Source organism: Shewanella sp. Isolate7 (assembly GCF_022398425.1).
Classification (GTDB): domain Bacteria; phylum Pseudomonadota; class Gammaproteobacteria; order Enterobacterales; family Shewanellaceae; genus Shewanella.
The window spans coordinates 1-22,877 of record NZ_JAKEVJ010000003.1 but is presented as its reverse complement, the minus strand read 5'-3'; the positions used below and the strand labels follow the sequence as shown (position 1 = coordinate 22,877).

Here is a 22,877-nt window from a genome sequence, read left to right as displayed (position 1 = left end):
TTCACTTCCCGTCGCCCATTCAGTCGGCCATTCAATAGCCCATTCATCTGATACAAATTGTCACCCCCTCTGTTGGAGATATCAGCTCTTAGGCAAATCAGCTAGGAGGCGCAATAGATCTTGTGCAAATTAGCTTATCTGCGCCCTAGGGCCTGTTGACCTTTTGAGAACAAATTTTGTTCTAATTGAGCACGTTCAAATCGCGGCAGGAGGCTTGGAGTATAGTTATTCTATATAAAAGCCGAGTAACAAAGCGTTGAACGTGCTCAAGACGAACCCTGCGGGCAGCGTCTGTATCATTTTTCTACTGCGTTATCGCTCATTTATGTAGCACACTAAATTACAATCGCTCTGCCTTGTATAAAATCGATACAGAATGCTGCAAAAATGAACGCGAAAGATAAACAGGTCCTAGCGCCTCTCACCAAATCCCCCACCGTCCTTCAACAACACACATTTCGCCCTATGGGCGGCAAAAACATGATCTTGATCATTACTCACAAGCTGCTAATATAGCCACATCGAATTACATATACCAATTTGTTATATGAGAATTTTTTCTAATAATAAAAATAATCAGCAGCGAGTATCCCATGCATCACACATCCCCGCTTAGCCAGATCTACCTCGACGCCAACGCGACTACGCCCGTTTTACCCCAGGCCGCCAAGGCAGCGCTTGGCGCCATGGAGGAGCTTTTCGGCAACCCCTCGAGCAGCCATATCACAGGCCTGAAGGCCAAGAGCCTGATGGAGCAGACCCGCCTGCGGGCCAAACAGCTGCTGGGCAGCGCTCAGGGCAAACTCATCTTTACCAGCGGCGCCACAGAAGGCATTCAGACCGCCATCCTCTCAGCCCTCATCAAGGCCAAGGCCAGCCTGGAGCCAAACAGGCAATACAGCCTGCTCTATGGTGCCACCGAACATAAGGCGGTGCCCAACTCCCTTGCCCACTGGAATGAGCTGCTGGAGATAGGCGCCCAGCTCAAGGCGATTCCGGTCGATGAGCATGGCGAGCTGGATCGCGACTTCATCGCCAAAGAGGTGCCCAACGCCCTGATGATCTGCACCATGGCGGTCAACAACGAAACCGGCGTGTATCAAGATCTCGATGCCCTGGATACCTGCATTCGTCAGCACAATCCTGAGGTGTTCTGGATGGTGGATTGTGTCCAGGCGCTGGGTAAACGCCCGCTGGCACTGGCGCAAACCAGCATAGATTATGCCCCCTTCAGCGGTCATAAGCTCTATGCACCCAAGGGGATCGGCCTGGTCTATATTCGCGATGGCGCGCCTTTCACCCCTTTTATCGCCGGCGGTGGTCAGGAAGGCGGACTGAGATCGGGTACCGAGAACCTGCCGGGCATGGCGGCGCTCAACGAGGTGTTCGCCATGCTACTGGCCGAGCAAGACAGCGCCTTCTATGGCCATGCAACGCTTAAAGGCTACCGCGAGCAGCTCGCTCAGGCGCTACGCCGCGCCTTCCCGACGCTGGTGTTTAACCATAGCTTCGATAACAGCGTGCCCACCACCTTAAACTTCGCCGTGCCCGGCTTTAGCAGCAAGGAGATCATGGATCTATTCGACGCCGCCAATATCCGCGTCAGCTCAGGCTCGGCCTGCAGCTCAAAGGTGACCCGCAGCTTCGTGCTCGACGCCATGGGGCTGCCCGCCTGGCAGAGCGAGTCGGCCATTCGCCTCTCATTCGGCCCGGCCATGACCCAGGCTGAGGTCGATCAGGCCTGCGAGCGCATCCAGTCTGCCGCTAACGCCTTGGGCAACAGCTGCCTGACCTTGAGCGGCAATGACGCCCTTACAGATAAACAGCCGCTTAACGGGTTGGTTCATCTCAAGTCGGGCTCAAGCTGCAGCTGGATCTACGCCGATCAGCAGAGCAAACAAGCCGTGGTGATCGATCCCCTGCCCGAGCTGAGTAGCCGTATCGACACCCTGCTGCAGTGCCAGCAGCTAGCTCCCATCGCCTTTATCGATACCCACGGCCACGCCGATCACGTCTCGGGACGTGTGGAGTTGGCCACACGTTATCTACCCGAGCAGTCAAGCGATCATCTTGGCTGGCCAGAGGCACATCAGATCGCTGAGATAGGCGCCAGACCGGCGCAGATGATAAGCCTTGGCGCCCTGTCGCTGGTAAAGCTGGCCACCCCTGGCCACACCAATGACAGCATCAGCCTGCTGCTGTGCTCGCCCCAGGGCGAGGTGATCTACGCCTTCTGCGGCGATCTCGTCTTGATGGGCAGCCTGGGACGCACCAACTTCGACACCAGCTGCGCCAAGCAGATGTACAACAGCCTCAAGCTACTACACAGCCTGATAGGCGAAGACACCCTGCTCTGCCCGAGCCACGACTACAACAACGAGTTCACCACCAGCTTCGCCGCCGAATTTAGGGTTAACCCGCTGCTCAACGAGACGATTAACGGCGCCCTCTCCATGACGCAATTTGAGCAGCACAAGGCCAGACTCGATACCCATCTCAGGGATGAAGCCGGCAGCGAGATCATCTGCGGCGCCTACACAGGCGATTGCGACAAGGCCAAGGTGAAGGAGTACGACAGCCAGACGCTCAGGCTGCAAGTAGGTCAGTCACCTGAGATTAAGCTGCTGGATATTCGCGAGCCCCATGAATACGCCCTGCAACATGAGCTGGGCGCCCTGGGTGAGCAGACCATCAACGTGCCAATGACCAGGCTGGTGCAGTTCGTACAGGAGCACAAACAGGAGAGTGATGCCGAGTGGGTACTGGTATGCCGTAGCGGCAGTCGTTCACTGGTGGCGGCCCAGGCGCTGCACAGACTCGGCTTTAACAAGATAGCCCACCTCAAGGGCGGCTATGCGTTAAGCGACAGCTAAGGAAGGTGCGAATAAGTCCCGTACTTGCTCTGCGTGTGCTTAAAGTGGATAGATGCAAGGCACAGTTTGCAGCGAATGGCCCTAGTCCTTCGCAAGAACTGTAACGCAGCAAATACCGCTGTAAGCCTCGCCCTGCGGGGCTTTGATAGCAACACCATTTCGGCGTTATTCAACTTCAGCAGGCCTCGCCCTAATACCAATCGTAATAAACAATTGATCATTCTAGCTTGTTAAAACGCTCGATAACGGTATTAGTATTTTTAATTGTAGAATAACTACTTATCTAAAAATCCTGCTTTGTTCTCAAGCGTTTTTCCTGCGCTATTTCTGATCACATGTTTACTGTGATTGGTATAAACCCTAAGCTCACCCTCGCCGATGGGCAGAAAAAAACCGCATCCTGTCCTGTTAAGATGCGGTTTTTTATTTGGCGGCTAGGCCAAGCAGGCTAGAAATAGTAGCCGAAGTTGATGTTAAAGCGCTTATTAGTGCCGCCATCACCCACCATAGAGCCGCCGATGAAAGGCTGATTCTCGGCGACCACAAAGTCAAAGTAGGTATACAGGCCACCCGCGGTAACCGCCACCCCAGTCACGTTCATGAAGGTGTCTTCCTGACCACTCGGCTTGTCGGTGATCAAGGAATAATCGTTATAGAAGGTCAGGTTTGATACTGGCCCCCACTTTACCGGCAGGCTATAGGCAAGGTCGGCCACATAACTGGTCGCCTCGGCCGGGATAGAATCGTAGAAGGCATAGGCGGCGACCACCATACGCTCTACATCCATGCCATCGACATCATACTTGTAGTCGGTGAGCTGCAACTTAAGGTTCCAGCGATCATAGTTAAGCACCCCATGTACCGCCGCGGCAACCTGGTCACCGTTGGTGCCGTTTTCTATCTCAAGCTGACCTATCTGACCCGACACGCCTAGCTCAAGCTTAACCTCGTCGAATTGAAAGTTATGGCTGTAACGGGCATTGAAGGTGTTCTTCTCACCAGCTGCATAGCCAGCGGTTGGCGCATCGTATATCCCCTCGCCCGCTAGGCGAACGCCTACTACATCATAGGCATATCTGTGGGTGCGATCCGACACGTAGCCATCCAGGCCACCTTGCTCGTCATTCTTGTAGAAGGCGAGATCAAGTCGATTGCTGTCACTCTTATAGGTGTAGTTCAGACCCAAGTCGTAATCGTCTTCGAGACCCAGGTAGAAGTTAGAACTGAAGAAGTAGTTGTTCGAGGCATAGGTCAGGATACCGAACGGCACCTGGGTCACCCCTATCTTACCCTGCTGCTCCTCATCGAAGTTATAGCCGACCCAGGCATGATGGATCACATTCATATATTCGAACCAACGATACTGGGCAGAGAAGATAACGTCGTCCAGATTACCGTTTACATCGATACGGAAGAGGTCGAAGTCGAAATCACCGCCGCGATCGGTATTGGCGTCCGAATAGTCCTCATAGGAATATTGGAAACGGGCCGCGCCGCCAAACTTGATAGACTTATCCATCTCCTTCTCTTCGGGCGCCTGCTCTTTCTCGGCTTCCAACTGCTCGATACGCGCCTTGAGCGCCTTAAGCTCTTCATCCACTGTCGTGGCGCCAGCATTGGCACTCAGGACCAGCGCGATACAACTAGCTGCAAGTGTATAGCGAATCATCATTCATCCTCTTTGATTTATTTAGTTTTCTGCTTTTAAGCTGCCATCAACATCATGAGTATAGAAACCAGAGCACACTTAGGCCAAAAGCAACTAACCCGCTTAGTCAGGCAAGTAGATAGTCACCATTGAAACCAGAGGCCTCATACGCTTAGCAAAATGAATAAACATCGAACTAAAACAATTTGCACTCAAATCATGAAAGTTATTAGTATTATTATCGACGACAGCAAAGATGTGACCCAAATCGAACAAAAATGAGTTCACTCTGAGCATTAGGTGAAACAATTTAACACATTTCACCAAAAAACTACAGAAAATTGCGATACAACAAGGATAAAGCGTCGGTAAAAATGCAGAAAACTAGTTACAGATCAAATCAAAATGAGAGATAACTGGAGGGGACGTAAGCATCTATCGCTAAGCTCTGCTTCAACCATTATCTAGGGTGTATGAGGTTTGTCCATCTAGCGGCATATAGCTCAAAGCGTATCAATCCTCCATGCCCTAGGCAGGCAAGACCATCGAGCTAAAGCCAATTGAAATGACAGTTTAATACAGCACTTTGAAACAGCACTTTGGAGCAGTATTTTGAAGTTGTACTTTGAAGCAGTACTTTAGATCAGTACTTTGAAAGAGCAGCTTGAAAAGACGAAAAAGCGCGGCCTCCTGCCGCGCGTGTTCACTTTAGGGAATTCCCCTTAGGGTCTCTCCTCACAAGGTTAGTAATGAGCGGAGACTGAAAAGAGGAGGTCTCATTCCCCCAAGCTTCACCAAGGAGACATGACTGCGATGGCAAACTGAAAACATCGCCGCCTCCGGCCCTCCCTGGCCCCTATGAATCACTTCATCTTGCTAATCTAAGGCTTCCAGTTCCTTGTCGGCCTTAAGCGCCTTGGTCTGATATAGCCAACGATACAGGGTCGGCAAAACCAGTAGCGTCAGGGCGGTAGAACTGAACAGGCCGCCGATGATCACCACGGCCAGCGGCTTTTGGATCTCGCTCCCCACGCCGCTCGACAACAGGATAGGGATCAGGCCCAGCGCCGAGGTCAGGGCGGTCATCAACACGGGACGCAAGCGTCCCACAGTGCCTTCATACACGCTGGTGTAGAGGGCTTCTCCCGAGGCCCGCCTCTGGTTGATCGAATCCACCAATACCACGCCATTGAGCACCGCCACCCCGAACAAGGTGATAAAGCCGATAGAGCTAGGCACAGACAGATAGGTGCCACTGATATAGAGGGCCACCACGCCGCCAATCAGCGCCAGCGGCACGTTAGCCATGATCAGGCCCACCTGTTTGATGGAGCCGAAGGAGAAGTAGAGTAGCAACGCGATCAGGGCGATGGAGATGGGCACCACCAGCATCAACTTCTGCTGAGCCCGCTGCTGGTTCTCATACTGACCACCGACCACGACCGTGTAGCCAGGTGGCAAATCCGCCTGGGGCACTATGGCGTAGATATCCTTCACCACAGAACCCATGTCACGTCCCGACACGTTGGCCTGTACCACAACACGGCGCTGCACGTCGTCGCGACGAATATTGGGTGGCGCCATCTCGACTACCACATCGGCCACCTCGCCCAGGCGTACGGTCGCACCATTTACACCGCTAAGCAGGAGATCTTCCAGCGCATCGGGCGCGCTGCGATATTGGCTGGCCAGGCGCACATTGATGTCGTATCTGGCGTTACCGTCGATCACCTGCCCGGCACTGACACCGCCTATACCCTGACTCACCAGGCTCATCACCTCATCGACGCTGATGCCGTAGCGGGCCAGCAGATCGCGCTTGGGACGCACCACCAGCTGGGCCTCGCCAGAAACCTGCTCCAGGGAGACGTCGACTGCCCCTTCAATACCAGACACCAGCTCGCTGAGTTCTTGCCCCTTGCTGGATAACACCTCGAGATCCGGGCCAAACAGCTTGATCGCCAGCTGTGCCTTCACCCCCGAAAGCAGCTCATCGACGCGGGTGGCAATGGGCTGAGAGAAGGTAAACAACAGACCCGGGAAGACACTCAGCTTCTCCTCCATCTTGCGCTGCAACTCTAGACGGGTCTCGGCGTGTTCCCACTCCTCGATCGGCTTAAGGCCGATATAGACCTCTATGTTACTCACAGGCTCTGGATCGCCACCCAGTTCGGGGGCCCCGATACGGCTCAGGGCATAGTCGACCTCGGGGAAGGTCATCAACATAGCCTCTAGCTTGGGGGCCACATCCAGCGAGGTGGTCAGGCTCGCCGTCGGTGCCAGGGTCACCCTCAGGTTGATGGTGCCCTCCTCCAGCTCGGGTACAAACTCGGTACCCAGTCTCGGCAGCAGCGCCATGCTTAGCCCAAACAGCATGATCGCGGTCAACACCACCAGCTTAGGGCGGGCCAGCGTCGCGCTAAGCAGCCTACGATAGACAGCCTCCACAGGCTTGAGTACCGGGCTCTCCCTCAGGGTGACGCCACGCTTAAATAGGTAGACAGCCAGGGCAGGCACGCCAATCAAGGCGACAAACAGCGCCGCCACCATGGCCAGTATGATGCTCACCGCCATCGGCTGAAACAGCTTGCCCTCTACCCCTTCCAGAGCGAACAGCGGGGCGAACACCACTATGATGATGGCAGTCGCGAAGAAGATGGGGCTGCACACCTCTTTGGCGGCCAGCATCACCCGCAGGGCGATACCGCCGCGCTCACCCGCTCCCTGGCCATCTTCCTCGCCGTGGTGAGGATCGACTTCGCCCGAGGCGCGCGCCCGCGCCGTATCAAGATGGCGCCTGTCGGGCTGAGTCAGGTGCTTGAAGATATTTTCCACCATCACCACAGAGCCATCCACCAGCATACCTATTGCCACCGCCAGCCCGCCGAGGGACATGAGGTTGGCAGACATGCCAAAGTAGGCCATGACGAGCAACGCTAGGCCGATGGAGACGGGAATAGAGAGCAACACCAAAGCCGTCGCCCGCAGATTCACCAGAAACAGCGCAAGGATCACCACGATAAACACAAAGGCCATCAGGAGGGCGTCGCGCACCGTCTCGACCGCCTTGTTCACCAGGTCGGCCTGATCGTAGAACACCTCGAATGAGACGCCCTTGGGCAGGGCCTGCTCTATCATGGCGGTACGGGCCGATATATCGTCAATGGTCGCCTTGGTGTTGGCCCCCATGCGTTTAAGCACCACGCCGGCAACCACTTCGCCCAGTGCCTGCGGCGTACCGCTATCGTCACGGCGGGTCATGGTCACCGCCCCCACCCGGATCTCGGCGCCAAAGTCTACCCTGGCGATATCCCCCACACGTACCGGCGTGCCGCCAGCCTCGGTGAGCGGGATCTGGGCGATGGCCTCCAGGCCCGCCTTGCCGGCGGGTAACAGGCCGTAGCCACGTACCACTAATTGCTCCTGACCCTGGTCCATAAACCAACCGCCGGCGTTGCGGTTATTGCTCTCCAATGCCTGGGTCACCTGATCCATGGAGAGACCATAGCTGCGCAGCTTGTTAGGCTCCAGCTGCACCTGATACTGACGCACCTCACCGCCGAAGGAGAGCACGTCGGTTACGCCGCCCACCGGCATCATGATGAGCTTCACCAGATAATCGTTGAGGCTCCTCAGCTCGGCCGCATCTATGCCGGACTCGGGCGTCGCCCGTAGGATGTACTGATAGATCTGTCCCAAACCCGAGGTGTTGGGGCCAATTTCAGGCACGCCCACGCCATCGGGAATCATCTCTCTGGCGGCCTGCAACTGCTCAAACACCTGCTGACGGGCAAAGTAGATATCCGTGCCCTCGGCAAACACCACGGTCACAATAGAGAGACCCGTGCGCGATAAGGAGCGCACCTCGGTCACCGACGGCAGGGCATACATGGCCGATTCCACCGGATAGCTGATCAGCTTCTCCACTTCCTCGGCCGCCAGCCCCTCGGCGGCGGTATTGACCGTCACCTGCACATTGGTGACATCGGGAAAGGCATCGAGATTGAGCCTAGGTAACATGGCGACACTGGCAATCACCCCACAGAGCAGCGCCAGGGCCACCAGAAGCCGATTGCGTATCGCGCTATCGATAATTTTCTGAAGCATAGGAGCTACCTCTTAGTGATTGTGAATGTCGAAGCCAGACTTGGCCTGCTCTGAGGCCAGGAAGAAGGCGCCCGAGACCACCACCCGCATGTCCGGGCTAAGCCCCTGCACCAGGTTCATGCCGCGTTGGCGCTCACTCACCTCCACCTCGACGGCCTCGAAGCCCTCACCCTCTTCGACAAACACCTGCCAGTCGCCGTCACCGCCACGGGTCAGCGCGGCATCGGGCAATATCACCCCATCCTGGCTTTCATCGGCCAGATAGATCTCGGCAAACTGCCCGGCGTGTAGCACATGGCCAGGGTTGGCGAAGGCCACCAGGATCTGCTCGGTACGGGTGACGGCATCGATCTCATGGGAGCGGCCGAGCACCTCGGCCTCCAGGCTGAACTCACCCACCTTCACCAGTGCCTTGCTGCCCACCTTGATCTGCTGGGACTGGGTGGGCGTCACCTGGGCCTCGACCCAGAGGTGAGACTCGTCGGTGAGCTGCATCAGCGCGGTGCCACCAGCAAATACTTGTCCACGCATGGCCACATCCTGCTGCACTCGGCCAGCCAGCGGTGCCAGCAGCTGATAGCGACCTATGGTCTCGGGATCCGATTCCAGCGCCTCGATCTGCGCCGGCGTCATCTTAAGGGCCTCGAGTATGGCGCGCTTAAGCTCGGCATCCACCTGAGCCTGCAGGCGGCGACTGGCGCTTACCGCGCTTTGGCTCATGCGTTTGACCCGGCTCCACTCGGCGGCGGCATTGATATAATCCGCCTGTGCCTGGGCCACCGCCGCGCCCCCTAGCGTCAGCAGGGGCTGGCCCTTGGTTACCTCCTGACCCGGCACCACATGGCGGGCCAGCACGCGCACCTCTGACTGAGGCGCCAGGGTGACGGTGCGCTCTCTGTCCACCACCAGGGTGGCGGTGGCAACCGCGGCCAGACTAAAGCCCTGGCGGCTAATGGGCGCCACACGAATACCGGCGAGCTGGCGCTGGGCCTCGGTGAGCACTAGCTCACCACCATGAGCCTCTTGGTCGCCATGACCCTCCTCACCGCCAAGGCTTTCCGCATCGCCATGCCCCTCGCTCTGATTCTTGGTCTGCTCTGGTGCCGACTCTTGTGTCAGCGGCTTCTTGTCCGACTCGGCGCCATGGTCATGCCCCTCGGCGCCGAGGGCGACCCCGCCCATGGCCGTCATCGTCAGCAGGGCGCCAAAGCCCATGGCCCGCATCAGCGGGTTAACCCGTAGAAAACCTGTCTTATTTGATTGATTGTTCATAATTTTCACCTAAATTCTTTAGCCTTATCTTTCGGTTCGCTCAGTCAATGCCGAAAGAGGATTAAACGCCTTCACGACTGACTTGACGCTGTAGGTATTCCTCCAGCTGGCCGCTCTGAGCCATCCAGTCGAGCCAGCTGCGATACAGGGCACTCTCGAGGGCCACTCCCGCCAGATAGCTGCTGGCCAGCTGCCGCTGCCCCTGCAGGTAGTCGCCTGTGCTGATGTCGCCCGCACGCCATTGCTGGGTCAGGGCGTCCTGCACACCGGCGCCGGAGGTGAGCACCAACTCACGCCACTGGCGGTAACGCTGCTGCAGTCTGGGCAGGCTTAGGTGAAAGAGTTTGGCGGCCTGGGTGAGGCTGCGCTCACGGGCCAGATAGTCTTGCTCGGCGATGGCGACCTGTGTGCCGGCCGCCGCCTTGGCTTCGCGGTAGTTGTTGCGGATCTGAATAGGGATAGAGAGCCCCACGCCTAGCTTGTTCTCCTCTCCCTCTCGCTCGGCGCTCAGGCTGATGCTGGGATCGGCGCTGGTATCTGCCGCCACCTGCTGGCTGGCAAGTTTGGCCATCATCACCTGCTGGTAGGCGCCGGCCAGTGCGGGCAGCTCGGGGCCAACCTCGCCACTCGCCTCTATGCTGAGGGCGCCTATAAATTCGGCGAAGGGTAGTGCCAGCTCACCAAAGCGGCTCAATACGCTGGCATCGGCGGCAAGCGATGCCTGCTCGGCATTCGCCAGTTCGGCGGCCTTACTGGCGAGATCCAGCTGCATCAGCTGCAGCTCGGCCCGTGACAGGGCTCCCGCCTCAAGCTGTTGCCGGGCGATGGCAAGCTGCTGCCTTGCTCTCTCTAGCTGTTGCCCCTGAAAGGCCAGCAACTTGGCCTGCTGAGCCTGCTCCACCAGCGCCATCAGGAGGTCACCGTAGAGCTGGCTGCGCGCCAGGCGATTGTCTGCCAGCAGGATCTCGGCCTCGAGCTGGGCGATACGCTTGGCCACCCCGCGCTTGTCGCCCCAATCCAGAGTCTGACTCACCTCCAGGGTGTAGGTATCTTCGCTGGCATTTTGGTAGCTCACCCCCAGCTCGGGGTTATAGACGGGCCTATCTGCGGCCTCGACCAAGAGCCTGGCCTGACGAATCTTGGCCTGCTGCGCCTGGATCTCGGGCAGTTGATTTACCTTGGCCATCAGGGGGGCCAGCCACCCCTGAAAACCTGTTTCATCGATCTGCGCCAGCAGCGGCGCGGCTGCCATGTCACCAGATTCGGCGTGCTTTTGCTCGCCGTAAAGGGGCTCGGCGTAGAGGGGCGCGCACCATATGGCGCCCAGCAATGCGGTGGCGATTAAGGTCTTTCTCATCGCAATTCCTAATCTTAAGGATCAGGGTTTTCTGTCGCCTTTCGCCATAAGTAACAAGCCATAAGCCATGCAGGTGAACGGTCTGTGACAACACAAAGCGCCACAACCGCTAGGCGGACAGTTGACAGAAAACACCCGATAAAAAACGGTCACCTCACAGAACCTGTGACATTCACCAGGCCTGAAAAGGCATATTTTTTAACAGATTAAGAAAGAAGGATCGGCGGACGATAGGCCGCTTGTTGCTCCGGGGAAAGGTAGTGCAATCTGGCGCTCGCAGGCTCGTCGCTCACGGGCACAGAAGGGGTGAGTGTCAGCAGAGAGACTAAGGTCACATGACCGCCATGGCACTGGCAGTCGAGGCAGAGATCGAAGGTCTGAGTCTCTGTCTTGCTGATCTGATGTTGATGAGGTTTCTCTACTCCTGATTCCAGCTCTGGCTCATCGAAGGCGCACTGACAATCGATACATTGCGCCAGGCTTACCACCTCGGCGGTAAACTGCAAGTGGGGATGGGTTTCGCTCTCCTCTTCATGGCTACCAAGATGCAGCTGATGCGCGCCAAGATTCGCCCCTGCAAACTGCAGTGCGACGACGGCTATCATCATCAAGGCTAACTTGTGAACCAGTTGTGGAAAGAAGAGGCTCAAGCAAACTCCAAAAGGAAAAAGCGTAAAAGGTCGGGAAGTCAGACCCAGGGGTTGGCAAATAGTTCCAAGACTAGCGATTAAATAACGGGGCTCTCGTCCCATCATGCCAACCAGGTCACACAGCTAGGGACTGTCTAGGGCCTGTCATTGCTGTTCGGTCTAAACGCATTTTATATGCGACCTTGCAGCTTACAGGAAAGCTCGACAGCCCTAGGGCCTGTTGATCTTTCAAGTTTAATTTTTGTTCAATCTAAACGCGTTTTGCGCGAGGCGAGAGCCATGAAGCATAGTTACTCTATGTGAATGGCGAACAACAAAGTGCAGCGCGCGTTTAGATGAACCCGTAGGGCAGCGTTTGTAGACCATTTCTACGGTGTTATCGCCAGTTTGTGTAGGATACCACACGGCACAGGCTCTGCCTTGTATAAATCACCTTCAAACTGCTGCAAAAACAAACGGCAAAGATCAACAGGCCCTAGCTTTCATTACTTAAATACGCAGTGCTTGGTGTAGTCGGCGGCTTCGTTGACCGTCCAGTCACCCTTAGGCTTATCTTCCATCTGCTTACACCACTTTTCGCTACCCACCTCGGGAGCACAACCTGAAAGCGATGCCATCAGAGCCAGAGCCAGCGCGGCAGACGTCAGAGAGAGTGAAGATTTTAACATGAAGAGATTCCTTAAGGATGTCAGATAGTAATATTACCAGTCCTGGAGCCTAAGACTCCTGCTCGATCGGACAACTCAGTTTGGCGGTGATCCACTCGATAGCCTGGGGTTTATCTTCAAGAGCATACCACGCCACCTCCCCCTGCATAAAGGGGCCCATTAGGCGCACCGCATTACCAAACCAATCGGGGCCGCCCACCAGCACCAAGGCATCGAACCTGGGCAGTTGCAGCTCACCCACGCCCGAGAGCGACTGGCTCTCCCAACCTTCCAGCAGCACATCGGCCTCGATATAGAGACACACCTTACCCGAGGCCTGCTGATATTCCTCAATGATCGGGACTATCTTGCGGCAATAGTCCTGGGTCGACAATCGCCCGCTGGCAAATAAACTGATCACCCCATTGGTGATATCGGCGATTTGACATAACATACTCACACTCCGAGAAGGCGCCTAATTTGGCGACCATTTTGCATCATTTTGACAGGCCAATGATACAGGTCTAGATCAAATAAGCCGAACATGCCGACAAGCGAGCTCAGATGATACGGATCTCTCAACGCGTCCAACTAGCCGATAACGAAGTGGAATGGCAATTCATCCGTTCCAGTGGCGCCGGCGGTCAGCACCTCAACAAGGTTTCTACCGCGGCCCAGCTGATCTTCGACATCCGCCAATCCTCCCTGCCCGAGTTCTATCAACAGCGCCTGCTGGCTAAGTCGGATCATCGCATCACTCAAAGTGGCAAGATCATCATCAAGTGCCAGGCCAGTCGCAGCCAGGACGCCAATCGTCAGACGGCGTTGGAGCAGTTTATCGCCCTGGTGGCCAGCGTAGGTCACACCGCCAAGAAACGGGTCGCGACTAAACCCACCAAGGCCAGCCAGCGCAGGCGGGTCGATAGCAAGAAACAGCGCGGCGCCACCAAGGCCCTCAGGCAGAAGCAGTTCTAATCCGTCCTCACTCTTTGCCTCATCTTGATTTTTGCTAACGAGACGCCAAAATCGCCGATAAGTGTGCTAAGTTGCAGGTATCTGACTTAAAAGACTGAATCCATAAGGTGTTGTGCATGAGTAAAGCGGTGAAAATTCTCCTGGTAAACGGCCCCAACCTCAACCTGCTGGGTCGACGCGAACCCGGCCACTATGGTCATCACACCCTGGCGCAGATCGTCGAGCAGCTACAGTGCTTGGCAGCCGAGCAAGGCGCCAGCCTGGATCATATTCAATCCAACGCCGAACATGAGCTGATCGACGCCATACATCAGAGCGACGCCGACTTCATCATCATCAATCCGGCGGCCTTTACCCACACCAGCGTGGCACTCAGAGACGCCCTGCTCGGCGTCGCCATCCCCTTTATCGAGGTACATCTCTCCAACGTACATGCCAGAGAGGCCTTCAGGCATCACTCCTACTTCTCCGACAAGGCGGTGGGCGTCATCTGCGGCCTGGGCGAGCAGGGCTACCGCTACGCCCTGGACTCGGCCATTGCCCGCGTCAGAGCCAGCCAGGAGAAGTAGCCTGCCATGGATATTCGCAAGATAAAGAAACTGATTGAGCTGGTGCAGGCATCGGATATCACTGAGCTGGAGATCAAGGAGGGCGAGGAGTCTATTCGCCTCTGCCGTCAGGTGTCCGGTGCGCCGAACACTCAAACCCCAGGCGTCACCCTCGCGAGCGAGACAGAGCCCGAGACGCAAGCCAGTCAAACCGAATTTGAGGATGAGACCCTGCTGCGCTCCCCCATGGTAGGCACCTTCTATCTCTCCCCCGCGGTCGATGCCGCCCCTCTGGTGGCACTGGGTCAGCGGGTCGAGCAGGGGGAGCCTGTCTGCATCATAGAGGCGATGAAGATGATGAATCAGATCCAGGCGCCGCACGCAGGCGTAGTGAAGGCGATCCTCTGCCACAGCGGCGATGGCGTCGAGTTCGATCAACCTCTGATGGTGATTGAATGATGAATCTCGAACAATGATTGTCGAATGATGGTGATCGAATAGGGATAAAACCAACACCCAGGAGGCTCAGGTGTCACAAGCGATGCGCTCATTCAACAAGGTCTTGATCGCCAATCGCGGCGAAATCGCCCTGCGCATCATACGCGCCTGTCGCCAGCTGGGCATAAAGACGGTCGCCGTCTACGCCAGCGCCGACAAGGACAGTGATCACCTGAGACTCGCCGACGAGACTATCTGCATCGGTCCAGCCCCTGCCAGAGAAAGTTACCTCAATATTGCCGCCATCCTCGGCGCCGCAGATCTAACAAAGGTCGATGCCATCCATCCGGGTTACGGCTTTCTGGCGGAAAATGCCGACTTCGCCCAGCAAGTCACCGACAGCGGCTTTCATTTTATCGGCCCCAGCCCCGAGACCATACGCCTGATGGGCGACAAGGTCAGCGCCATCGCGGTCATGAGGGCGGCGGGCGTGCCGACCGTGCCCGGCTCAGACGGCCTGCTAGGAGACGATGATGCCGACAACCTCAAGCTCGCCAGAGACATAGGCTACCCGCTGATCATCAAGGCCACCGCAGGCGGTGGCGGCAAGGGGATGCGGATCGTCGAGGCGGAGGCCGGGCTGCTTAATGGCATCGCCCTCACCCGCCAGGAGGCCGAGGCCGACTTCTGCAATGGTGGCGTCTATCTGGAGAAGTATCTCACCCGGCCACGCCATATTGAGGTGCAGGTGCTGTGCGATCATCACGGGCACTGCATTTCGCTCGGCGAGCGAGACTGCTCGCTGCAGAGGGCCCAGCAGAAGGTGATCGAGTCCGCCCCGGCGCCAGGTTTGACGCCAGAGCAGCGCGAACAGATAGGCCAAAGCTGCATAGAGGCTTGTCAGGCCATAGGCTATCGCGGTGCAGGCACCTTAGAGTTTCTCTATCAGGATGGCGAGTTCTACTTCATGGAGATGAACACCCGCATCCAGGTGGAACACACCATTACCGAGATGGTCACCGGCGTGGATCTGCTTGCCCTGCAGCTCAAGGTCGCCCAGGGCGAGCCCCTAAATTTAAATCAGCAGTTAATCGCACCTAAGGGTCACGCCATCGAGTGTCGCATCAACGCCGAAGACCCGGCCAGCTTCGCCCCCTCACCAGGCCGGATAGACAAGCTACAGGTGCCCGGCGGGCTCGGGGTGCGTTGGGATTCCCACCTCTGCGCTGGTGCCAGCGTGCCGCCCCATTACGATGCCATGGTCGCCAAGTTGATCGCCTGGGGGGATGACAGGCCAGAGACGATCGCCCGCATGCGCACCGCCCTGGATGAACTGACTATCACAGGCATTAAGACCAATGTGCCGCTGCTCAAGGCACTGCTCGCCGACCCGCAAGTGCAGCGAGGCGAGGCCTCGATTCACTACCTGGAAGATACCTTGTTGCCTGGAAAATAAGTACCTGCAAGACTTCAAAACTAGCTCCAGTCTCGACTAGGCCGCCAGGTACTTGTCGATATCCACCTCGTCGATCTGCTCCGCCGCCAGATAACGATTAGCGTACTCGAGATAGATGCCACTTGAGAGGAACAGCTTAAACACCTCGCCGTCAACATGCTGGTCGAGCACCATCTTATGCAGAATATCGATGGCGACACTCAACGGCTTGGCCTTCTTGTAGGGTCTGTCGGCAGCGGTGAGCGCCTCGAAGATATCCGCCAGCACAAGTATGCGCTCGGGGATCGACAGGTCGTCGCCACTGAGCTTTCTGGGGTAGCCAGTGCCGATCAGCGTCTCGTGATGGGTCGAGGCATAACGAGGCACACGCGCCAGCTCCGGCGGGAAGGGTAAGTTCTCCAGCATCTTGATAGTGCTGGTAATATGCTGATTGATCTTGAACCTATCCTCATCGGTCAGGGTACCGCGGCAGATACTCAGGTTATAGATCTCCCCCTGATTATAGAGCGCCTCGGGCACAGTCATCTTGATGCCAAACTTAGGGTCGAACACCTCGGGGCGATGGCGAGGGACCACATGCTCTGGCTTGTCGGCCAGCAGCTGCTCTGTCACCGGCAGGCTGACCTCCTTGGCAAACTCGGGATAGTTGAGCTCCTCCACCGGCGAGAGGCCGAGACGATCGTCAAAGTGACGCTGCCAGGTGATTTGCGACAGCGCCTTTAACCTGTCGATATCGGCTTGATCCATGAACTCGCCGCCCACGTTGGCCCCGGCGATGAAGGCAAAGTCTTCCCTCAGTTGCTCGCGGCGTTGGTTCAGCTCCGCTTTATGCTCGGTCTCAAGCTCGGGGCGCTCTAAGCACTGCTTAAGGTAGTGAATCTCGGCGTCGCGCCACAACACCTCAAAACGCATGCGCACCTCGTGGATGCGGTTATAGATCAGCTCCAGCTTGCTGCCCTTGTCCACGATATGCTCAGGCGTGGTGATCTTGCCGCAGTCGTGGAGCCAGGCGGCGATGCGAAACTCCCTGTGTTCGTCGGCGTTCTTGAAGCGAAATTCCTTGAAGGCGGGCAGATCCGACTTGGCCGCATACTCGGCCAGCATCAAGCCTAGCTCGGGCACCCGGTTACAGTGACCTGCGGTGTAGGGAGACTTGTCATCGATCGCCTGGGCGATCAGCTTGATGAAGGCGTCCATCAGCGCCTTATGGTCTTGCTCATGCTGACGAATCGACTCGGCCATATCCACCAGGGAAACCGCCAGCTCGTCGATCTCCTTGATATAGGAATCTACCTTAGCCACCTCGTCATAGCGGCGAAACTTCACCTTGAGGTTTTCCAGTGCCAGCTGCTTGATCGGCGAGATAATGGGCGAGGCAAACACCCAGGAAAACGGCAGCGCCAGCAGCAGGCAGAGCCCTGTGATGGCTATCGACTGCTTCACCTTATCCAGGCTCGATGCCAGCAACATCTCTTGGGGCACCAAGATGGCAAAAAACTCCTGTTCGGCGGCGTTACTGCCAAGGGGAGAGACATAGACGAAACTGGGCTCGCCGTTGATCGAGGTGGCGATCAGCTGCTGCTGACGGCTGGGATCGACGGCGATATCGATAAGCGCCTTGTAGGGCACGGTTCCCTGCACCCTGGCCGGTGCCACCTGCAGCCCCTCGGCAAACCACTTATTGCGCAGCGCCTGCATCTGCTCTGGCGTGATATTGGCAACCGCCTTATTGATCAGCGAGATAAGGGCGGCATCCTCCGAATGCATCACTATGCTTAGCCCCGCCTTAACCTCCACGGGAGCGTAATCTAAGTCCTCATGAAACTGCAAGCCATCGATATAATATTGCTGCGCCGTGTAGCGCAACACTATGCTATTGTCGATAGCGGCATAGGCCCGCCCCTCTTTCACCGCCAGTAAGATCCCTCGGGTCGAGGAGATCTCAACCACCTGGATGTCAGGGAAATATTGCCTGATGATAGGAACGATCGACCAGCCCTCAGGGATCGCCACCCGCTTGCCCGCCAGCTGAGCCACATGCCTAATCGACGGCTCTCCGGGCCGGGTCACGGCGGCGAAGGGCATGCTCAAAAATGACTGACTAAAGACCCCTAACGAGCGATTGGCCTCGCTGTTAAGCACAGAGTGCAGCAGGTTGATCTCCCGTGCCTTGAACTTATCGACAAATTCCGGCCAGGTGAAGCCATTGTTGTAGTTGATGGTTAGCCCCGTCATCTCGGCCACCAGATTGAGCAGGTCTATGCTGTAGCCCATGGGGCGACCGGCCACGGCAAAGTCTATGGGGGGCCAGTCGGTCTCGTTGGAGGCGATAAGCGCCGGCGTATTGGCCACCAGCGCCTGCTCCTCTGGCGTGAGGGTAAGCGGCTGAGCGGCAGGAATATCGACCAAGGCGGCCTGCTGACGATTAGAGGCCACCAGGGCGCCGCTGGCACGATAGACAAAGACTTCACGCCCCGCCTCATCGCCGCCTCCCAGCTGTATCAGGTAGTCATCCAGACTCGACAGGGCGACGTCCACTGCCAGCACGGCATCGCTGCCAGGCAGGCGGATAGAATAGGTGATACCGGGAGCCTGCAGGTTCTGAAACAGATAGGGTTCGGTCTTAAACACCTTGTCACGGCGCGCATCGATAAACCAGGGGCGGATGCTGGCATCGTAATCTGTGGGCTCCATGCGGCTCGCGCGCTGATTAAAGTCTGCATCGAGATAATGAAAGGCGCGAATACGCCCCTCGCCCTTGCCCTGAATGGCGATGATCACCCAGCGATCCTCCAAGGAGGCCTTGAGCTGGCGCCGCACTATGGGGTGGGCATCGAGATTCACCAACTCGAACAGATCGCCGTCCGGGCTGCCCAGGTAGATGGCATAGATAAACTTTGCCGAGCGCATCGCCTGACCGAATACCTGCTTGGCCTCTCGGGTCAGCCCCATGGGGGTATAGAGCCCCTCGAAGTTGGCGACCAGCTTAGTGGTGTTAATAGCCTGGCTGTCGAGCTGACTCAGGTAGCTGCCTGTGCTGTCGGCGCTCTGGTTGTAGAGCTTGAGGCTGGCCTCGGTGGCCAACCGCTGCCCGAAATAATATTGCAGGCCGATCGCCACCGCGGCGGTGAATAGTGTGGCAATGATAAAGGTGCCCACCACAGTGACGCGTATGGTAAGCCGCTTAGGTTTGGCTAAGGTGAGACCCAGCATGCGATGTCCTTTCCCATGAGTATCCGACTCAATGAGTATAACCAGATATCCGCAGCTCTCACCATAAAAAGCGAGTTAACATCCTAAAAAATCACATATTAGGGACTTTTCTTGCGCCATGATTCCGGCAGTTCCACCTGCTGCCACAGCTCCTGGCACAATACCTCGCCCTGATGCCAATTGCCCTGCTTGAGCCAAGAAACCAGGGCATCTCCCACCTGGGGATAGGCGATAGGCTCGGGCTTAGGCGCCCGCAGCCAGCGCTTCACAGCCGCAGGATCGAGCCACTTCATGCTCTCGGCCGCCCCCAGCAGCTCAAGCGCCGCCACGTTAGAGAGCTGCTCGAACTGACCGTGCAGCGGCTTGACCAACAGCTTCTTGCCCAGGGTCAGCGCCTCACTGGCCAGCTCGAATCCGGCACTGGCGATCACCCCACCGCACTGCGCCAGCTTGGCCTTGAAGCCGTCACGATTAAAGCCAGACCAGATAACATGCTCGGCGCAGCCCAGGGGCGCAGCCGAGCCATGAAACACATGAAAGCGATACTCGTCAAAGTCCCTGAGTAACGCGTTGATATCCTCGGGCGACTCGAACGGCAGATAGACCAGAATGTCGTGGGAGTTATAGCTCACCAGCTCGCTCACCTCCACGAAAGGCGGCAGCAGCGGGAAGCCAAAATGATGCCAGTGGCAGCCCAGCGCTCGATCGACCGGCGCAAAATAGTTGAGCAGCATCTGATTAAACCAGCCGTTACCCACCTTGGGCACATCGTATTGCAGCGCCGCCTGATGGCTCACGCCGATAGAGGGCACCCCCTGAAGCCGTGCCGCCCAGGCAGAGACAGGTTCGAAGTCGTTAAGCACCAAGTCATAGCCGCTGAGATCTAGGCCGCGCACATCTTTGACCAGGGCGCTCAGGGAGTTCTGCAGCGCCGTCTTGGCGATGCTGACACAGCCATTTTGAGTCGCAAAGGTTAACCCGGCCTGGGTGCGATACTCGCCGAAACACTGCATGTCGAAATAATCTTGACTGTCACGACCGGAAAAGAAGAAATCGACATCGACCTGCTGATTTTTAAGGGCCGTCGCCATGACTCTGGCACGACTGAGATGGCCATTCCCTGTGCCTTGCACGCCGTAAAGAATACGCATGTTTGTGCTGACTCCTGCTAGTGATTTATTGCCCGACGAGCGGTAATGCCAGGTAGCAACTCGTCACGCCCAGAAGGGCCCCCGCCAGAATGTCCAGCGGGTAATGCACGCCCAAGATGATACGCGAAACACCTATGATCGTCGCCCAACCGAAGACCAGCCAGGCAAAAGCGGGATAACACCAGGCGATGGCGCAGGCCATCACAAAGGCCGCCGCCGTGTGGCCCGAAGGCAGGCTAAATTTATCCGATGGCTCGAAGGTCTGCATCAGGCTATCGCCGCCGGACAGAGGCTGATGACAGGGACGCGTACGCCGAATACTGTTCTTGAGCACCAGATAGAGGGGCAGCTCTATGATGAAGGCGGCGAGCGCCAGGTTGAACAGTGTCTCCCCCCGCTCATCGAGCAGCAGCAAGAACACACACAAATAGAGATAGTAAGGCCCGTCGCCCGTGGCCGAGATAAGCCTGGCCTTAGGGTTTAGACGGTAAGCCACGCCATAGGCGTTGATCGCGGCAAAGGCCTGACGATCTAGCTTAGCTAAGGTCTGAAACATAAAAGGCTCCGGATCATTAAGGTATGATCAGGAGCCTAAAAACTCGCTATGACGCCTAGGTGACATCTAGCCTAAATATTTATGACAGGGATAAGCCTTATGCCTCGGCGGTATTGCCCACCTGAGACTTAGCGCGGAATAACTTCACTAAGTGATAGATATTGATACAGGCGACAAAGGCGTTCATGCCGGCCACAGGCCAGGCCGAGATATAGATCCCGTAGATCACAAACAGTGTACAGCCGGTAAAGTTAAGACATCTTAGCCAAACTATATCTTTCATCATCAAAGAGATAGCCACCATCACCGAGGCGGAATAGCCGATTAGTTCAATTGTGTTTGAAGCTTCCATAAGGCACCTTCTTAAGGCCCTCTGCCGTCCATAAGCTAACTGGGGGATCCGTGCCCCTAAAGCAAGTTAAAGTTAAGTTAATCGTTGACTACCTACATGCTAACAAATTTAGCCCCAGCTTGTAATTAAAATACGTTATTTAATGACCTTGGTCATGTTTTTTGCACAATAAGAAAGCAATGAAAGAAAGATTACAACAACTTAGCCAAACGGCGCTATTATCACCAATAGCGTGAGTTATAACGCTTTTCTTTTTAAGAATCCCTTATATACTGGCTGGTAACAATATATTGCTGATTTATCCCAGTAAAATGCCTCTCTACAGGAGTATGACTTATGGAATACAACACCTCAGAACTTTGTGACACTTACATTGATGTGGTCGATGTTGTTGAGCCCATGTTCAGTAATTACGGTGGTTGTAGCTCTTTCGGCGGTTCAATTAGCACCATTAAATGCTTCGAAGACAATGGATTAATCGCTGAAGTACTGCAACAAGATGGCGAAGGCAAGGTATTGCTGGTCGACGGCGGCGGATCCCTGCGTCGTGCATTGGTCGATGCCAACATCGCCGAGATAGCCGTGGCAAATAACTGGGAAGGCATTATCGTTTATGGTTCGGTGCGCGACGTCGACGCACTGGAAGATCTCGACATAGGTATTCAGGCCCTGGCCTCCATTCCCGTCGGTGCAGACGGCCATGGCGTAGGCGAACTGGAGATCCCGGTTAACTTCGGCGGCGTTACCTTCCTGCCAGCCGACCATATCTACGCCGACAACACAGGCATCATCCTGTCACCCGAGCCGTTAGATATCGATTAAGCTGACGCCCGAAATGGCATGATGATTTTGGCTTAGCCATCTAATCGTAAAAGGACGACCGAGAGTCGTCCTTTTTTGTGGCCTATCGATGGCCCCCTTCTCTCACCGTAATAGGTATTGTCTGTTGCGGGTGGCACATGGCAATAGCTATTTAAGCATCAACCCTAGTTAAAGTTTAAAAGGGTCCTTTAAACCATAACTTCATGGTGTACTTATCACCTACGGTAGGTGCTGCGCAAGGATGCGCCAATGCCGTGATCACACGGATGTGAAGGAACGGCCTTATGTGCAGGTACTGCTGAGGCACGCTGACTCTTTTTAAACATTTTGCCTTTGGCTTGGTGGATGCCGGTCAGAGTTTATGAAGTCGAACCTTCATTGCAATTAATAGCCTGCGGCTCACTTATGTGCAGATACTGCCTCGGGACGCTATACGTCATCCCTGACCGCTTAACGAAAACATCCCTGTTTTCGATACCCTCAGCAGCATCTACACTGGGTTATCAATCTCTTCGATTGAGCCGCATTTGGTCCCCATCATCCTGTCAAAGCTAAGTTGCTTATGTCGAGTAGACGACACTTGTTACCAAGTGCCGCCCCTCTAAGAACCGTACGTGCAACTTTCACTGCATACGGCTCAAGCCTCCACTAAGGCATCATTGATACCCAGCAACTTATAACGCAGTCGGGACAGGCTCTTTCCAAGAGTTACGAGCTAGCCTTTTAGATTTTCTCTTCACCAAATATTCTTGGTATTGAGGGTCAAAAGGGGTCGCTGCATTCTTGATTTTTACGTGTCGCTCGATGGGCAC

Annotated in this window: 17 protein-coding genes; 6 read left to right on the top strand and 11 right to left on the bottom strand. The window is 56.1% G+C overall.

The genetic code is table 11. From position 1 onward, the window contains the following. Positions 1-593 precede the first annotated feature (593 nt). Positions 594-2,873, top strand: a complete 2,280-nt coding sequence (locus L1D47_RS01160; protein WP_239882236.1) for an aminotransferase class V-fold PLP-dependent enzyme — start codon at positions 594-596, stop codon at positions 2,871-2,873. Between the two features lie 448 nt (positions 2,874-3,321). Here L1D47_RS01160 and L1D47_RS01155 read toward each other — a convergent pair whose 3' ends face one another. The 7 genes from L1D47_RS01155 to L1D47_RS01125 all read right to left on the bottom strand — a co-directional run bounded on the left by L1D47_RS01155 (position 3,322) and on the right by L1D47_RS01125 (position 13,008). Beyond that, on the bottom strand, positions 3,322-4,542 hold the full coding sequence (locus L1D47_RS01155; protein WP_239882284.1) for an OprO/OprP family phosphate-selective porin: 1,221 nt from the start codon (positions 4,540-4,542) through the stop codon (positions 3,322-3,324). Positions 4,543-5,397: 855 nt separating this feature from the next. Further along, positions 5,398-8,628 carry a CusA/CzcA family heavy metal efflux RND transporter gene (locus tag L1D47_RS01150; RefSeq protein WP_239882235.1) on the bottom strand — a complete coding sequence of 1,077 codons (3,231 nt, stop codon included), beginning with the start codon at positions 8,626-8,628 and terminating at the stop codon, positions 5,398-5,400. A gap of 12 nt (positions 8,629-8,640) precedes the next feature. Beyond that, a complete protein-coding gene (locus L1D47_RS01145) occupies positions 8,641-9,900 on the bottom strand; it encodes an efflux RND transporter periplasmic adaptor subunit (RefSeq protein ID WP_239882234.1) in 1,260 nt (419 codons plus the stop codon). Positions 9,901-9,961: 61 nt separating this feature from the next. After that, a complete protein-coding gene (locus L1D47_RS01140) occupies positions 9,962-11,257 on the bottom strand; it encodes a TolC family protein (protein WP_239882233.1) in 1,296 nt (431 codons plus the stop codon). Between the two features lie 206 nt (positions 11,258-11,463). Then, positions 11,464-11,907, bottom strand: a complete 444-nt coding sequence (locus L1D47_RS01135; protein WP_239882232.1) for a hypothetical protein — start codon at positions 11,905-11,907, stop codon at positions 11,464-11,466. 485 nt (positions 11,908-12,392) lie between these two features. Then, positions 12,393-12,575, bottom strand: a complete 183-nt coding sequence (locus tag L1D47_RS01130; RefSeq protein WP_239882231.1) for a DUF3012 domain-containing protein — start codon at positions 12,573-12,575, stop codon at positions 12,393-12,395. Between the two features lie 49 nt (positions 12,576-12,624). After that, entirely contained in the window at positions 12,625-13,008 is a 384-nt protein-coding gene (locus L1D47_RS01125; RefSeq protein WP_041509884.1) for an STAS/SEC14 domain-containing protein, read from the bottom strand. 110 nt (positions 13,009-13,118) lie between these two features. Between L1D47_RS01125 and arfB the strand changes: the two genes are divergently transcribed. The 4 genes from arfB to accC all read left to right on the top strand — a co-directional run bounded on the left by arfB (position 13,119) and on the right by accC (position 15,971). Beyond that, a complete protein-coding gene (arfB, locus tag L1D47_RS01120) occupies positions 13,119-13,529 on the top strand; it encodes an alternative ribosome rescue aminoacyl-tRNA hydrolase ArfB (RefSeq protein ID WP_239882230.1) in 411 nt (136 codons plus the stop codon). Positions 13,530-13,645: 116 nt separating this feature from the next. After that, entirely contained in the window at positions 13,646-14,098 is a 453-nt protein-coding gene (gene aroQ / locus L1D47_RS01115) for a type II 3-dehydroquinate dehydratase (RefSeq protein WP_239882229.1), read from the top strand. Positions 14,099-14,104: 6 nt separating this feature from the next. Then, a complete protein-coding gene (gene accB / locus L1D47_RS01110) occupies positions 14,105-14,536 on the top strand; it encodes an acetyl-CoA carboxylase biotin carboxyl carrier protein (protein ID WP_239882228.1) in 432 nt (143 codons plus the stop codon). Between the two features lie 82 nt (positions 14,537-14,618). Continuing rightward, entirely contained in the window at positions 14,619-15,971 is a 1,353-nt protein-coding gene (gene accC / locus L1D47_RS01105) for an acetyl-CoA carboxylase biotin carboxylase subunit (RefSeq protein ID WP_239882283.1), read from the top strand. 36 nt (positions 15,972-16,007) lie between these two features. Here accC and L1D47_RS01100 read toward each other — a convergent pair whose 3' ends face one another. The 4 genes from L1D47_RS01100 to L1D47_RS01085 all read right to left on the bottom strand — a co-directional run bounded on the left by L1D47_RS01100 (position 16,008) and on the right by L1D47_RS01085 (position 21,243). Then, positions 16,008-19,184 (bottom strand): HD domain-containing phosphohydrolase, encoded by a 3,177-nt coding sequence (locus tag L1D47_RS01100; RefSeq protein WP_239882227.1) that lies wholly within the window; start codon positions 19,182-19,184, stop codon positions 16,008-16,010. A gap of 98 nt (positions 19,185-19,282) precedes the next feature. Continuing rightward, a complete protein-coding gene (locus L1D47_RS01095) occupies positions 19,283-20,335 on the bottom strand; it encodes an MJ1255/VC2487 family glycosyltransferase (RefSeq protein WP_239882226.1) in 1,053 nt (350 codons plus the stop codon). A 25-nt stretch (positions 20,336-20,360) separates the two neighbouring features. Next, complete coding sequence (locus L1D47_RS01090) at positions 20,361-20,891, bottom strand: phosphatase PAP2 family protein (RefSeq protein WP_239882225.1); 531 nt, start codon at positions 20,889-20,891, stop codon at positions 20,361-20,363. 97 nt (positions 20,892-20,988) lie between these two features. Next, positions 20,989-21,243, bottom strand: coding sequence for a YgjV family protein (locus L1D47_RS01085; RefSeq protein ID WP_033539479.1), 255 nt, complete (start codon positions 21,241-21,243; stop codon positions 20,989-20,991). Between the two features lie 336 nt (positions 21,244-21,579). Here L1D47_RS01085 and rraA point away from each other — a divergent pair, with 336 nt between their 5' ends. Continuing rightward, a complete protein-coding gene (gene rraA, locus L1D47_RS01080; RefSeq protein WP_011867166.1) occupies positions 21,580-22,065 on the top strand; it encodes a ribonuclease E activity regulator RraA in 486 nt (161 codons plus the stop codon). Positions 22,066-22,877: the final 812 nt, after the last annotated feature.